Raw genomic sequence first — 13,555 nt, 5'->3', positions numbered from 1 at the left:
CGCACCCCTGCGGCGGGCATGAACAGGCTGAATGCCCGCCCGCCGCAGGGCTCCCGCCCTCTAAGCTGGTGGCGTCCGGTCCATCGAAAGGGGTTTGCGTGGCGCGACGCGACGAGATCGAATGCTGGCTCACCGACATGGACGGCGTGCTCGTCCATGAGAACCAGGCGCTGCCCGGCGCCGCGGAGCTCATCCAGCAGTGGCGCGACAACGGCACCCCCTTCCTGGTGCTGACCAACAACTCCATCTACACCCCCCGCGACCTCGCCGCGCGACTCCGCGCCTCGGGCCTCGACGTCCCGGAGGAGTCGATCTGGACCTCCGCTCTGGCCACCGCGGACTTCCTCAAGTCGCAGAAGCCCGGCGGCAGCGCCTACGTCATCGGCGAGGCCGGTCTGACCACTGCGCTCCATGAGGCCGGCTTCATCATGACCGACACCAATCCCGATTACGTCGTGGTGGGCGAGACCCGCAGCTATTCGTTCGACGCGATCACCAAGGCCGTTCGCCTGATCGGCGCGGGCGCCCGGTTCATCTCGACCAACCCCGACGCGACGGGCCCGAGCGCCGAGGGGCCCCTCCCCGCGACCGGCGCCGTCACCGCGATGATCACCAAGGCGACGGGCGGCATGGAGCCCTATGTCGTCGGCAAGCCGAACCCGATGATGTTCCGCTCCGCCCTCAACCGCATCGGCGCGCACTCCGAGAACACCGCGATGATCGGTGACCGGATGGACACGGATGTCGTCGCGGGCATCGAGGCGGGCTTGCACACCATCCTGGTGCTCACCGGGATCAGCGATCAGACCGAGATCGATCGCTACCCGTTCCGGCCGGACGAGATCCTCAGCGGCGTCACCGAACTGCTCGCGGCCGAACCCGTCGAGTCCGACCTCTGAGCCGGCTGCGACACGGCCTGGCCTGACTCAGCCGGGCCTGACTCAGCCGGTCGAGACTCAGCCGGTCGGGCCGGGCCCAGCGACCGAGCTCGTCAACGGCTCACCGGTCGAACGGTTCGCGAAACAGTAATAGGAGCGCTGGCCGTCCTTCCACTGCTCCTCCGTGGCGGGGAAGGTCCCCTGCACCTGCAGGCCGGTGTACACCGCTGCCGCGTTCAGATCAATGACCCCCGGCGCGGTGCAGAGGCCGGTGATCTGCTGGGCCAACGCGTCCGCGCCCGGGTACGCCGCAGCGATGTCGGGGTTCAGGATACCGGTGTAGACCATCTGCGCGGCATGAGGCGCAGCACAGTCGACCACCGTGAACGACTCGGCCCAGGGCGTGGTGTACGGGTCGATGCACTCGCCGCCGCCCAGCGCGTCCCAGGCCGCCGCTCCCGCCGGGGCCGCGGCGGCGGGCTTCGGCGTGACCGTGGGCGTCGGGGTCGGAGTCGGAGTGGGGCTCGGGGAGGCGGACGCTCCGTGCGACGTCTTCGGAGCAGAAGCGGCCGCACCGAAGAGCGCCGGCAGGCGCGTCCCGAGAGCGAATAGGCCGATCAGAACGAGGATCACCGCCAGGGCGCCGGCGACGATGAAGAGGATGCGGTTGTTGCCACTGCCGCGCGGCCGGGACGGCGGCGTGGTTCCGGCACCAGAGTCGCCTCCCGCCGTGCCCGGCGTCACGGGCGCGCCGGTGAGTGGAACGACCGGGGGCACCACCGGCGGGGGTGCGATCGGCGGGGTGGCGGCCGACGGGATCGCCACGGTCGGATCGGCGGCGAACACGGGCGCCGGCAGCGTCTCCTCCGGAACGGTCAGCGGCCCGCTGAACGGCATCGTGAACTGCGGGCCCTCCATGGCCGCGCTGGCCTCCGTGCCGGCCAAGCCCGGGAAGAGGATGGCGTCCGCGGGATGGACAGGCTCGGCTTCGGGCTCGTGGGAAGTTCCGTGGGCAGCAGGGTCGTAGTCTGCAGGTTCGTCGTCTGCAGGTTCATCGGCTGCAGGTTCGTCGGCTGCAGGTTTATCGCCTGCAGGTTCGTCGGCTGCAGCTTCGTCACCGTGGGGCTCGTCCTCGGACACGTCGGCGACGTCGCCGAAGAGCACGGCGAGTCCGTCGTCAGGCTCGGCGTCAGCGTGCTCGGCGTCAGCGTGCTCGGCGTCGTCGGGCACGGCCGGTGTGGCGGAGGGCTCGGTGACGAGCGACTCGGCGGCGAGCGACTCGGCGGCAAGCGACTCGGCGGCAAGCGACTCGGCTCGGGTCGGGAGGCCGGAGATCGCTGTCGTCGCGTCCGCCTGGGCGGGCACCTCGAACCCGGCCGGTGGCGCGACCGCGGGCGGCGGGACGAGCGGGTCCGGGTCTCCCGCGCGGGCGGCGAGCAGCGCCGCCATCTCGGCGGTGTCGAGTTTCGTCGTGGGAACCCCTGCCGGATCCGGGGTCGGCTCGAAGAGCTCGGACGGATGCGGCGGCGGCAGCACCGGCTCGGCCGGCGACGGCGGCGCGGCGAACGCCGGTGGCACCAGCGGCGGCGGGGTCACCGGAGGCACGGTGTCGCCGGCCGGCATCACCGGCGGGACCGAGGATGTCGACGGCACGGCGGTCAGAGGCGTGGTGGCGGCGGGGGCGACCGGCACCTCCGTCGCGGCGGGGACCTCCGTCGCGCCGGGGAGCTCGGTCGCGGCGGGAAGCGGCGTCGGAAGCGGCGGCGGGGGCGTCAGCGAGCCGGGAAGGATCGGGATGATGCCCGTCGTGTCGCCGATCACGGAGCGCGACGCCGGAGCGTCCGACGGGGCGGACCCGTAGCCGAGCAGAGCGGCGAGGCCGTGGCTCTGCGGCTCGTCCGGGACGGACGCGTCCGCTCCGGCGGCTGCGTCGGGCCCGGCCGCGGGAGGCTGCGCGGGCGAGGCGAACGGCGACGGCTGGCGGGGGGCCGCCTCGACCGGCGCCGCCGGCTCCTCCCACTCCGGTGGCCGCGGCATACGGAGGGAGGCCAGGAAGCTGGGCGGTTCGGCTGCGGGCGTGCTCGGTGGCATCGGCTCGGCCGCGACTGGCTCCGGCGCGAGCGGCGCGGCGGACGCGGACGCGGGCGCGGCAGCCGGGGGAATGGACGTCGACGGGGCCACGACCGGCGGCTCCGGCAGCACCGGGATCACCGGTGCGGCAGGCGTCGTGAACAGGGGCGGCTCCGGCGTACCGGCCTCGGACGCCGACGGGGCCGACGCCGGGGCGGGCTCGACGGGAGGCACCGCTGCGGGAGGCGCAGCGGCGGTCGGCGCAGCGGCGGTCGGCGCAGCGGCGGTCGGCGCAGCGGCGGTCGGCGCAGCGGCGGTCGGGGCAGCGGGGATCGGCAGGGCGACTGTCGGCGCGTCGCCGACCGGAGGCTCCTCGGCGACGGGTTCGGCCTCCACGAGCTTCGACGGGGTGCCGCCGACCAGGGGATCGCCGTCGGTGCTGGGCGTCAGGTTCCAGATGAACGACGCTGCTCCCGAGGCAGGGGCGTCGTCCGGAGCGGCGGCCGGGTCGGCCGCGGATTCGGCGGGCACGAACGACGCACCGATCGCACCGGAATGCGCGTCGGTTGTGGCCGGATCGCCGTCAGCGTCGTCGCCGTCAGCGTCGTGCGTCCCGTCGTCCGCCGTGTCCCCATACCGGCCGCCGAGCTCCCGGAACAGCCACTCGCTGCTGCCGAACTCGGGCTCGGCATCCCCCGATCCGGGCGCAGCGGGGCCGGGCGACGCGTCCGCGTCGCCGTCGCCCGCTCCCGGGTCGCGGTGGTCTGCCACTAGGACAGCCCCAGGTCCTTCAGACCGATGGCGGCGAAGTAGGGGTAGCCGGCGGCCTCGATGACCTCGCGCGCGCCGGTGTCGCGGTCGACGACGACCGCCACGGCCGCGATCTCGGCGCCCACCTTCTTCAGGGCCTCGACGGCCTTGAGCGGCGACCCGCCCGTGGTCGACGTGTCCTCGAGCACGATCACACGCTTGCCCGCGAGATCGGGGCCTTCCACCTGCTTGCCACGACCGTGGTCCTTCGGCTCCTTGCGCACGACGAACGCGTCGTAGCCGGCGCCGCGGGCCGCGCCCTGGTGCAGGATGGCGGCGGCGACCGGGTCGGCGCCCATGGTCATCCCGCCGACGGCCGAGACGTCCGGGATGTCGGCGATGAGGTCGAGCATGACCTGCCCGATCAGCGGGGCGACCCGGTGATCGAGGCTCACCTTGCGCAGGTCGACGTAGTAGGTGGCCTTCTTCCCGCTGGTGAGCGTGAAGTCGCCGTGGAAGACGGCCTCGGCCGAGATGTAGTCGATGAGCTGCTGTCGTGCGTCGGTCACGTCCCGATTCTATGGGGGCAGGGGCCCCGATACGATCGGTGCATGCGTGTCGCCACCTGGAACGTCAACTCCATCCGCACCCGAGTCGGCCGAGTGGTGGATTGGCTGGTCAGGGAAGACGTTGATGTCCTGGCCATGCAGGAGATCAAGTGCAAGCCGGAGCAGTTCCCGTACGGCCCGTTCGAAGAGGCCGGCTACGAGGTCGTGCTGCACGGCCTCAACCAGTGGAACGGCGTCGCGATCGCCAGCCGCCTCCCGATCGAGGACGTGCAGATCGGCTTCCCCGACATGCCCGGATTCCTCAAGGGCCACGAGGGGCCGGACCTGCCGAAGGAGGCGCGCGCGATCGGCGCCACCGTCGACGGTGTGCGCGTCTGGAGCCTGTACGTGCCGAACGGTCGGGCGCTGGGCGACCCGCACTACGACTACAAGCTCGACTGGCTGGCCGCCCTCGCGGAGGACACCCGCCGTTGGCTCGCCGAGAACCCGCACCTCCCGCTCGCCCTGATGGGCGACTGGAACGTGGCCCCGCTCGACTCCGATGTCGGCGACCCGAGCCTGATCCCGGGCGTCTCGACGCACATCTCACCGCCGGAGCGCACGGCGTTCTCCGCGTTCGAGACCGCGGGACTGACGGACGTGGTGCGTCCGCTGGTGCCCGAGGGGTACACCTACTGGGACTACAAGCAGCTGCGGTTCCCGCGCAACGAGGGGCTGCGGATCGACTTCATCCTCGGCTCCGAGGCGTTCGCCGACCGGGTCGCTTCCGCCTCCATCCACCGCGACGAGCGCAAGGGCGACGCTCCGAGCGATCACGTGCCCGTCCTGGTCGAACTGACCGAGCCGCTCGCGGACGAGGACGACGAGGACCGGCCGATGATCTTCGGCTGACGCCGAGGCAAGCTTTCGTTACGCCAGGTTTCGTCGCCCGGGCGCGCGGACGGGTGCTTCGGTAGCGTCGGAGCACCATGTCAGAGGAATCGTCCGCCTTCCCCGTCGAGTTCGCCGGGGTCGGGCGCGCCTTCGCGTCCCCGAAGCGCCGCGGCGCCGCGACCGAGGTGCGCCCCGTGCTGAGGGACGTCTCGCTGCGCGTGGCCGCGGGCGAGGTCGTCGCGATCCTCGGTGCGAGCGGGTGCGGCAAGTCCACGCTGCTGCGCATCGCCGGCGGTCTCGACACACCCACAGCGGGATCCGCTCTGATCGACGGTTCGCCGGTCGTGGGCGTCGACCCGCGCTGCGCCGTCGGGTTCCAGGAGCCGCGGCTCCTGCCGTGGCGGTCGCTGGCCGACAACGTCGCCCTCGGTCTCGCCCGAGGGCTGGACCGAGCCGCCGGACGCGAACGCGTCGCCCGCCTGCTCGACCTCGTCGGGCTCTCGTCCTCGGCCGGGCTTCGACCGCGCGAGGTCTCCGGCGGAATGGCCCAGCGCGCTTCCCTCGCCCGTGCCCTGGCCCGCAATCCCGGCGTCCTCCTGCTCGACGAGCCGTTCGGCGCCTTGGACGCCCTGACGCGCCTCAAGATGCAGGACCTGCTGGTCGACGTGCACGCCGCGGCGCCCACGACCATCCTCCTCGTCACCCACGACGTGGACGAGGCCCTCCAGCTGGCCGACCGCATCATCCTGCTCGGCAGCGAGGAGGGGCGCGCCGGCGCCACGATCCGCAGCGTCACGACCGTTCCCGGCGCCCGGCCGCGCGACCGCGGCTCGGTGGAGCTCGCCGACCTCCGGGCGGACCTGCTCGACGGGCTGGGGATCGACCTGCACGGCAATGCCCACGGCGCACCAGCAGGCCGGCGAATGCCCGTGGCCGAGGCCTCTCTGGTCTGATCGGCCCACCCGGCACCCCAGCACCAGCACCAGCACCAGCACCAGCACCAGCACCAGCGTCCACCAGACCGCGACCAGCACCGCACCCACAGCACCGCACCCACAGCACCGCTCGCCCGAGCACTCGACCAGGAGGCCCCATGCGCCGCACACCCACCATCGTCACCGCCCTCGCGGCGGCCGCCGCAGCGGCGACCCTGCTCCTCTCGGGCTGTGTCGCCGGCGAGGGCTCGGCCTCCGGCGCCGCAGCCAGCAGCACCCCCGGCACCGTCACGAAGGGCGGCACGCTCAACATCGACTTCGCCACCTACAACCCGCTCAGCCTGGTGATCAAGAAGGAGGGCTGGCTCGAGAAGGCCCTCGCCAAGCAGGACATCACCGTCAACTGGGTGCAGTCCGCCGGCTCCAACAAGGCCAACGAGGCACTGCGCTCCGGCGCGGTGGACGTCGGCTCGACCGCGGGCTCCGCCGCCCTGCTCGCGCGCTCCAACGCCTCGCCGATCAAGACGATCGACATCTTCTCGCAGCCCGAATGGTCCGCGATCGTCGTCGGCCCGAAATCGGGCATCACCTCGGTGAAGGAGCTCAAGGGCAAGCAGATCGCGGCCACCAAGGGCACCGACCCCTACTTCTTCCTGCTGCAGGCGCTGGAGGCGAACGGCCTGTCGGCGAGCGATGTCACCATCCAGAACCTGCAGCACGCCGACGGCTGGGCCGCTCTGCAGAACGGCTCGGTCGACGCGTGGAGCGGGCTCGACCCGATCATGGCCAACGCCCAGAAGTCGGGTGCCACGCTGATCTACCGCAACGTCGACTTCAACACCTACGGCTTCCTCAACGCGACCGAGTCGTTCCTGTCGAGCAAGCCCGACGTCGCGCAGACCGTCGTGAACACGTACGAGTACGCCCGAGCGTGGGCGCAGAAGCACCCGGAGGAGACCGCACAGATCCTCTCCGAGGTCGCCGGGATCGACCCGTCGGTCGCCACCACCGTCATCACCGAGCGCACCAACCTCGACGTCTCCCCGATCCCGGGCGACGCGCAGCTGAAGGTGCTGAAGAAGGTCGGCCCGATCTTCGTCCAGTCCGGCGACGTGGCGTCGCAGGCCGACATCGACAAGGCGCTCGACACCCTGCTCGACCCGACCTTCGCGAAGAAGGCCGACCCGAGCGCGATCGGCGGCTGACCGAACCATGTCCTACCAGAACTCACCGGAGGGAGAGGGCCCGCTGATCGTGGTCGGCGGCCCCGGCGGCGAGGTCGGGAGCGCGGCCTCCGTGGCCGGAGAGCGACCCCGGCCGGCGGCCCCGGCGACCGTCGTCGCCGACGGCACGGGCGCGGTCGTCGCCCGCACGCCTTTCCTCTCCCGCCGGTGGGTCCGGATCGTCGGCGGCCTCGTGCTGCCGGCGATCATCCTGATCGTCTGGCAGGTCACGAGCACGTCCGGCGTCTTCACCTCGGCGCAGCTGCCCTCGCCCGCGATGGTGTGGAACGCCGCGATCGACCTCGCCCAGCGTGGCCTGCTCGGCCTCTACGTGGCGATCTCGACCCAGCGGGTGCTGATCGGGTTCGCCTGCGGTGCGGCACTCGGCCTGGTGCTCGGGGCGGTCGTCGGCCTCTCCCGGCTCGCCGACATCCTGTTCAGCTCCACCCTCGCCGCCGTCCGGGCCGTCCCCTCGCTCGCCTGGGTGCCTCTGCTGATCCTCTGGTTCAAAATCGGTGAAGACTCGAAGATCATCCTGATCGCCATCGGTGCGTTCTTCCCCGTCTACACGACGGTGGCGGCCTCGTTGAAGCACGTCGACCGGCATCTGGTCGAGGCCGGCCGCGCCTTCGGCCTCAACGGGATCCGCCTGTTCACCACGGTGCAGCTGCCATATGTGCTGCCGTCGGTCATCTCGGGCCTGCGTCTCGCTCTTGCGCAGGCCTGGCTGTTCCTGGTCGCAGCCGAGCTGATCGCCTCGTCCATGGGCCTCGGCTTCCTGCTCAGCGACTCCCAGAACAACGGCCGCACTGACCGCCTCTTCCTGGCGATCATCCTGCTCGCGGTGCTGGGCAAGCTGACGGACTCCCTGGTCGGCTTGTTCGAGCGCTGGGCGAACCGGCGCTGGGCGTGAGGATCCCGGCGAGGGATGGCGTCAGGGTTTCGCCCTGGCGTCCGTGACCTCGTGCGGCTCGGTCGTTGCGGCGAAGGCGGCACGGATCAGGGCGACCGTCTCGTCGAGGCCGAGTCCGCGTTCCCGCATGCGGGCAGCGAACTCGAGTGCGTCCGCGTGGGCATGCGCGCGGAGTTCGTCGGTTCCGTGACCAACGACAGTGCCGCCGCGCCTCCGCGTCTCCACCAGTCCCGCCGCCTCGAGCTCCTTGTACGCGCGACCCACGGTGTTCGCCGCGACGCCGAGGTCCGCGGCCAGCCTCCGCACCGTGGGGAGCCGGGTCCCGGCGAGGAGCTCGCCGTTGGTGATCTGATCGCGGAGCTGTGTACGGATCTGCTCGTACGGCGGCTCGGCCGCATCGGCCGTGAGCGTGATCACGGTCGCCCACGTCCGATGAGCGCCGGTTCCACGGCGCCACCGGCCGGCGCCGGCAGCGGGCGGTCCCGCACGGGAGCATCCGCTGTGGAGGAAGCGAGAGCGTTCACATCCGACCCCTTCGTCACCGCTCGTGTGTCTCTGCCAAAGCTACAGCCCGCCGACGATCGTCGCGGGCCCGGGCGCGAGCCTCCCGGTCAGCGGCCGGCGCGGGCTCGAGCCGTTTCGACGAGCACGAGGAAGACGACGACCAGCCCGGTCGCGATCCCGATGCCGAGCGCGCTGACGCCGAGCCCGCCTCCGAGGGCGACGACGACGAGCAGGGCGCCGAAGGCGATGAGATGTGTCGTGCTCGCCCGACCGCTGATGAGCCGGATGTAGATCGCGTGCCCGAGCACGAAGGTCGCCGCACCGCCGGCGCAGAACCAGGCGATCAGCCAGGAGTCCGGGTGGTGCCCACCCGCTCCGCCGAGCACGGAGGCCAGGATCTCCTCGTTGCCCGCCGCGACGAGGATGATGCCTCCGACGATGATCGGATGGACCAGATGGTAGCCACGAGCGGCGAGCTTGCCGGGCTCTGCCGCCCGCCGGACGGCGGACACGCCGGCGTGCGCCCAGCGGTCGAAGTACAGCAGGAAGAGCGCGGACACGGTGATGAACGCACCGATCGTCCCCGCGACGCCGGCCGCGTCGACATGGTCGGCCTCGGCGAGCGGCGAGCTGATCCCGACCACGGACTCTCCCAGCGCGATCAGGACGAAGGCCTGGCAGCGCTCCGCGAAGTGCGGTCCGTCGATGTCCCACTCCGCTGCCGGCGTCCTGCCGAGCCCCGGCGTCCAGAACTGCACGATCCCGCCGACGATGTCGATGACGACAGCGAGCGCGAACAGGGCGAGCCGAGCGGGACCGTCGAGCGCGCCTCCGACCACGGCGACGGCACCGCTCAGCAGGCACCAGCACAGGATCCTCTGGTAATTCCTCCGCAGAGCGTCGTCGGACCGCGCCGCCCAGACGGTGAAGACCGAGCGGCCGATCTGTATCGCGGCATAGGCGATCCCGACCCACAGTCCTTTGTCGTCGTAGGCGTCCTGCACACCCGCGGCCAGGACGAGGCTGCCGCCCATGACGGCCAGGAGCATCAGACGCGTCGCATTCCGGTCGGGATCCAGCCAATTGGTGACCCACGTCGTGTAGACCCACGCGTTCCAGATCATCCCGAGGAGGATGAGCGCGCCCAGCGCCCCCGACCAGGTGGGATGCTCGCGCAGGAAGCCCGACAGCTGGGTCACCGCCACGACGTAGACGAGGTCGAAGAACAGCTCGGTGTTCGTGACGCGTGTGCCCGCGGTCCGGTCGCGGAGGAGACTCGGCGACGCCATCGGTCAGGCCTCGCCCCGGATGACGAAGCGCGCCACCGCGCCGTCCACGACGGTGAACTCGCCGACCGAGTCGCCGGTGAAGACGGCGCTGCGCCACGAGAACCGGGTCGTGGTCACAGCGCCCGCGGTCCGCGCGGAGAGTATCTCCATGCGGGCTCCGGCGCCGATCGCGTCGGAGAGGGCCCAGCCGCGGATCCCCTCGGAACCGCGGCACCGGCGCCCCCAGTCGTCGATGAGTCCGTCGGGTGCGAACACAGCGACGAAGCCATCGACGTCGGCGCCGTTGATCGCCTCCACCAGCCTCGAGACGGGGGCGGGCACCGCACCCGTCTCGTCGTCGGCACGGCTCCCGCCCTCGTCTCGTGGTGACGGTGTCATCTCACCCATCCCTTCTCCACGTGCCTTCTCAGCTGCCCGAGAGGGACTGCCGCCGTCTCCTGCGCTGCCCGGCCACGGTCAGCGCGACTGCGCCGACGAGCAGTGCGATCGCGGAGGCCGCGAGGCCGGGGCCGACGTCGCTCCCGGTGCTCGCGAGGACCGGGGTCGGCGGATCCAGCGGGCCGCTCGGGTCTGCGAGGATCGGCGGCACCGTCGCGGTGACGAAGCCGAAATCGAGGGTGTCGTCGCGGTCGCCGTCGGTGTGGAGGTCCCCGGGCCGGGTTGCGGCGGTCCAGGTGGACGAGTCGCCCGTCCGGTCGCCGACGCCGGCCGTCGTGGGGACGTAGGGGGCGAGCGCCACCGCAGAAGCAGACCGATCGATCTGCACGGTGTAGGTCTCGTCACCGCTCAGGACGGGCAGGTCGTCGAACGAGTAGCGTCCGTCGGCGTCGGTCGTGACCGGGCCGACCGCCTTGCCGCTGACATCCGTCACCGGCTTGCCGTCCGGCCCGGTGATCGTGAGGACGACGCCGGGGATGCCCGGCTCTCCGGCATTCTGACGGCCGTCGCGGTTCGAGTCGACCCAGACGTAGTCGCCGACGGAGACCTTCCCCACCGGCACGATCGTGGCTGTGCTCCCGCCGATGCTGTTCACGATGGAGTGGACGAGGGAGGTCACTCTCACCGCGAAGCGGGCCGACAGGGTGTCGCCGTCCGGGTTGTCGAGCACGGTGCCGGACTTCTGCCGGATGCTCACCGTGTTCGCGGCGGCGTCGTAGACGGCCTCCAGGTTGTGGCCCATGTCGATGGGCCCGGCGAGGGGATCCGCCGCCGTGGTGTCATCCGCCTGCACGAAGCCCGCGAACTCGACTCCCGCGGGGAGGTGGTCGACGATGTCGCTGATCGCGACCGCGTTGTAGCCGCCGTGCGGGATGAAGTCGATCTTGTAGACATAGGCCGACGGCCCGTTCGTCTTCGCCTGGAGCGAGTCGGTGTATGCGCCGGTCGCGGGGTCGTACAACGTCTTGTCGATCTCCACCTCGCTCCCGAAGGAGGTGGTGACGTTGCTCACCGTCGACGTGTAGGGCGGCTGGCCCGCGGCTCCGGTGAGCTCGGCGCGGTTCGAGATGGTCTTCGTCACCTTGCCGTCGAAGGGCAGTGTGGTGAGGGCGAGGCGGAGCTCGAAGGCCTTGTCGACTCCCTGAGCGGCGACGACCGCCGTGCCCGCATCGCTGAGGGCGACGAGAAGATTCCCCTCCGCGTCCGTGGTGAGCGAGAAGCTCGCCGCGGTGAGGGGCCGCCCGTTGTACCTGCCGGTCGGGTTCACCGTGCTGAGATCGAGGTCGCCATAGACGCTCTTGTCGAGGAAGTCCGTGATCGTGCTCGTCCTGAGGTCGATCCCCTTGCCTGCGCCGACCGTGAAGACGTAGGGGATGGTGGCGGTCTCCCCCGCGTTCACCGCTGCGGGCGGGTTGCTCACCGTCTTGCTGAACACGCTCGCGTCGGTGTAGGCGCCTCCGGCGGCGGCGGGCAGCTTCGTCACGGTGATCGTCTTGCTCGCAGTCTGCGGGGTGGTTCCCCCGTAGAACAGGCTCGCCGTGTTGGGGAGCCGGTATGGGGTGCCCCCCTGTGCTCCGGCGGTGCCGCTCGAGGTCAGTCCGGCGACGCTGGTGACGAGCGCCTTGGCCGTGACGGTGGCGTTCGTGCTCCTGCCGGCGCCGAGATTGACCTGCAGCGTCCGGTCGTTCACGCACCACTGACCGACGTAGCCGTCCGCCGCGAATGCCGTGGCGTCAGGGCAGTCGGCCGCCTGCGTCAGAGCGATGCCGGTGATGAACTGCGGGTCTGAGGCGTTCCAGCTCATCCCCGCCGGGAGCGGGTCGCTGAGGACGACGTTCACGGGCAGCGCGGCATCCGTGGTCCCCACACTCGCGGTCAGCGTGTAGGCGATCTCCTGGGCGGGGGTGAGCACGCCGGCCGGGTCGGTGAGCACGTTGCGGGTGTCCCAGTCGGACGCCTTGGTCAGCGTGTGCGTGCACAGTCCGACACAGGGTGCAGCGGGAACGGTGCCGCGCACGTTCACGGTCGCCGTGTCCTGGTTGCCGTTGAAGGTGGCCGTGTTCTGGAGCGGGAGGGTGTGGCTGGTACCTGCGGCCGTGCCCAGCAGCTGCGCCTGCAACGCGGCGGCGAGCCCGTCCGGGTCGGTGACATGCACCGTGTACGTGATCCTGAGGATGGACGGGCCGGGCACGTCGACGTTGCTGGTGAAGGAGTTCCCGGACACGGTGACCGGGTAGGGGGCCACGGGCGTCGTGCTCTTGTTCAGGCCGTCCGGATCCCAGGTGGTCAGTGCGAAGGTGAAGGAGTCGGTGTCGTAGCCGACAAAGGCGGGGAGCTGGTCCGCGATGGGGAAGCCGGCCTGAGCCTGGGTGGAAGTGAGGGTCAGGGTGTAGCTGATCGCCTGGCCGGCGAGCGCCGGGTCCATCGTCACCGTGCCGTCCTCGGCGACGCGCACGTACCTGTTGAGATCCGTCGGGCTGACGCTCTTGGCGTCGGCGGACTGCGTCGGTGGTGGCGTGTCCCCCGTGCGCTTGATCGTGACCGGGATGGAGGGGCCGCTGCCGTCGACCTTCCACGCGATCACGTCCGCGCCGCTCTGCGCCGGGTTCGTCACCGACAGGCCGATATCGAAAACGCCCTGATTCACATCCGCCGGCAGCGGATCCTTGAACGTGACCGACACCACGGCGCCGACCTGTGTGACCGAGGCGATCGAGGTGTTCGCCGCCGGGAGGCTCTTCACGCTGACGTTGGAGCCCACGTCGAAGACGACCGTGGAGCCCGGAGTCACCTTGGTGTTGTCGTACTGCACTCTCAGGTCGAGGACGGCGCCCGCCGTCAGCACCGTCCCGGGCTTCAGAGCGCTGCCGCTGTAGAGCATCGTCGACGCGATGCCGGGCGCGTCCGCCCGTGCGGCCTGATCGAGGCCGAGGAGGGACACCAGCACGAGCAGCGAGGTCAGCACCCCCGCGATCGTGCGGCCGAACGGCAGCAGGCGCCGACCCGAGCGGGCCGGCACGGTCCCGGCCAGATGCTTCCCCCGCGTGCGGGACCGCCGAGCGCCGGGCATGGTCGCGCCTCCGGTGGATGTACTCACGTCGAACTCCCTCTTC

General features: G+C 71.3%; 11 protein-coding genes. 5 read left to right on the top strand and 6 right to left on the bottom strand.

Annotated elements, in window-relative coordinates:
- The first annotated feature begins 98 nt into the window (after positions 1–98).
- Positions 99–899 (top strand): HAD-IIA family hydrolase, encoded by an 801-nt coding sequence (locus U870_RS0114920; protein ID WP_025158185.1) that lies wholly within the window; start codon positions 99–101, stop codon positions 897–899.
- A gap of 57 nt (positions 900–956) precedes the next feature.
- On the opposite strand, the gene U870_RS23230 is transcribed toward U870_RS0114920, so the two are convergent.
- Positions 957–3,719: a septum formation family protein gene (locus tag U870_RS23230; protein WP_025158184.1), complete on the bottom strand. Its 2,763-nt coding sequence runs from the start codon at positions 3,717–3,719 to the stop codon at positions 957–959.
- A complete protein-coding gene (gene pyrE / locus U870_RS0114910; protein WP_025158183.1) occupies positions 3,719–4,267 on the bottom strand; it encodes an orotate phosphoribosyltransferase in 549 nt (182 codons plus the stop codon). Before pyrE ends, U870_RS23230 begins: the two co-directional genes overlap by 1 nt.
- 42 nt (positions 4,268–4,309) lie before the next feature.
- Here pyrE and U870_RS0114905 point away from each other — a divergent pair, with 42 nt between their 5' ends.
- The 4 genes from U870_RS0114905 (at position 4,310) to U870_RS0114890 (ending at position 8,211) form a co-directional block, all read left to right on the top strand.
- Positions 4,310–5,158 carry an exodeoxyribonuclease III gene (locus U870_RS0114905; RefSeq protein WP_025158182.1) on the top strand — a complete coding sequence of 283 codons (849 nt, stop codon included), beginning with the start codon at positions 4,310–4,312 and terminating at the stop codon, positions 5,156–5,158.
- 77 nt (positions 5,159–5,235) lie between these two features.
- A complete protein-coding gene (locus U870_RS0114900) occupies positions 5,236–6,093 on the top strand; it encodes an ABC transporter ATP-binding protein (protein WP_025158181.1) in 858 nt (285 codons plus the stop codon).
- A gap of 140 nt (positions 6,094–6,233) precedes the next feature.
- Positions 6,234–7,280, top strand: a complete 1,047-nt coding sequence (locus U870_RS0114895; protein ID WP_025158180.1) for an aliphatic sulfonate ABC transporter substrate-binding protein — start codon at positions 6,234–6,236, stop codon at positions 7,278–7,280.
- A 7-nt stretch (positions 7,281–7,287) separates the two neighbouring features.
- On the top strand, positions 7,288–8,211 hold the full coding sequence (locus U870_RS0114890; protein ID WP_025158179.1) for an ABC transporter permease: 924 nt from the start codon (positions 7,288–7,290) through the stop codon (positions 8,209–8,211).
- A gap of 21 nt (positions 8,212–8,232) precedes the next feature.
- Here the strand turns inward: U870_RS0114890 and U870_RS0114885 are convergent, their stop codons facing one another.
- The 4 genes from U870_RS0114885 to U870_RS23225 form a co-directional block, all read right to left on the bottom strand.
- Positions 8,233–8,628 (bottom strand): GntR family transcriptional regulator, encoded by a 396-nt coding sequence (locus U870_RS0114885; protein ID WP_025158178.1) that lies wholly within the window; start codon positions 8,626–8,628, stop codon positions 8,233–8,235.
- 194 nt (positions 8,629–8,822) lie between these two features.
- Positions 8,823–10,004 carry a low temperature requirement protein A gene (locus U870_RS0114880; protein WP_025158177.1) on the bottom strand — a complete coding sequence of 394 codons (1,182 nt, stop codon included), beginning with the start codon at positions 10,002–10,004 and terminating at the stop codon, positions 8,823–8,825.
- 3 nt (positions 10,005–10,007) lie between these two features.
- Positions 10,008–10,382 carry a nuclear transport factor 2 family protein gene (locus U870_RS0114875; RefSeq protein WP_052357754.1) on the bottom strand — a complete coding sequence of 125 codons (375 nt, stop codon included), beginning with the start codon at positions 10,380–10,382 and terminating at the stop codon, positions 10,008–10,010.
- Positions 10,383–10,410: 28 nt separating this feature from the next.
- Positions 10,411–13,539 (bottom strand): SdrD B-like domain-containing protein, encoded by a 3,129-nt coding sequence (locus tag U870_RS23225; RefSeq protein WP_205288776.1) that lies wholly within the window; start codon positions 13,537–13,539, stop codon positions 10,411–10,413.
- Positions 13,540–13,555: the final 16 nt, after the last annotated feature.

This window comes from Leifsonia aquatica H1aii, from assembly GCF_000633535.1.
In the GTDB taxonomy this organism is placed as follows: domain Bacteria; phylum Actinomycetota; class Actinomycetes; order Actinomycetales; family Microbacteriaceae; genus Leifsonia; species Leifsonia aquatica_A.
The sequence above is the reverse complement of the archived record's forward strand: the minus strand, read 5'-3'. Positions and strand labels throughout refer to the sequence as shown.